Annotated in this window: 1 protein-coding gene; it reads left to right on the top strand. The window is 44.4% G+C overall.

What is annotated here, in order from left to right; translation table 11 throughout:
• Nucleotides 1-8: 8 nt before the first annotated feature.
• A partial coding sequence (locus tag C3B51_RS22740) for an IS481 family transposase (protein ID WP_130246488.1) occupies nt 9-1,009 on the top strand: 1,001 nt, incomplete at its 3' end.

Here is a 1,009-nt window from a genome sequence, read left to right as displayed (position 1 = left end):
TAACTCTCATGTTACATACTAACAATCCAATCATTAAACACAAAGCTGGTTTGCTCAATCTGGCTGAAGAGCTTGGAAACGTATCTAAAGCTTGCAAAATGATGGGGGGGTCGCGAGATACATTTTATCGTTATCAAGAGCTCGTTGATGAAGGCGGTATTGATGCACTCATTGATAAATCGCGTAGAACACCAAACCTGAAGAACCGTGTAGATGAAGAGACTGAAAAAGCAGTTTGCACCTACGCGCTTGAATTTCCGGCTCACGGGCAAGTCAGAGCCAGCAATGAGTTGAGAAAACAAGGCGTGTTTGTTTCTGCCAGTGGTGTGCGGTCAATTTGGTTGCGCCATGACTTGGAAAACTTTAAAAAGCGTCTGAAAGCACTAGAGGCTAAAGTCGCGCAAGAAGGCATCATTCTCACAGAGTCCCAGGTATCAGCCCTTGAGAAGAAAAAACAGGACGATGAAGCCTGCGGCGAAATTGAAACTGCGCACCCCGGATACCTTGGTTCACAAGACACTTTTTATGTTGGAAACCTAAAGGGAGTTGGCCGTATATATCAGCAAACTTTTGTTGATACATATTGCAAAGTCGCTTTTGCAAAGCTCTACACCACTAAAACACCGATCACAGCAGCAGATCTACTGAATGATAGAGTTTTACCCTACTTTGAGCAGCACGATCTGCCTATGCTAAGGATCCTCACAGACCGGGGAACTGAGTACTGCGGTAAGGTTGAGCACCATGACTATCAGCTTTACCTAGCGATCAACGACATAGACCATACTAAAACCAAAGCGATGTCGCCGCAGACAAACGGTATCTGCGAACGCTTCCACAAAACGATACTTCAAGAGTTTTACCAGGTGACATTTCGCAAAAAATTGTACAGTTCTCTGGAAGAGCTTCAAAAGGACCTGGACGAGTGGATAAATTACTACAATAATGACCGGACTCATCAAGGTAAAAAATGCTGCGGAAGAACGCCGCTTGAAACATTATTAGATGG

This window comes from Pseudoalteromonas rubra, assembly GCF_004212645.1.
In the GTDB taxonomy this organism is placed as follows: Bacteria; Pseudomonadota; Gammaproteobacteria; order Enterobacterales; family Alteromonadaceae; genus Pseudoalteromonas; species Pseudoalteromonas rubra_G.
This window is presented reverse-complemented; position numbering and strand designations above follow the sequence as displayed.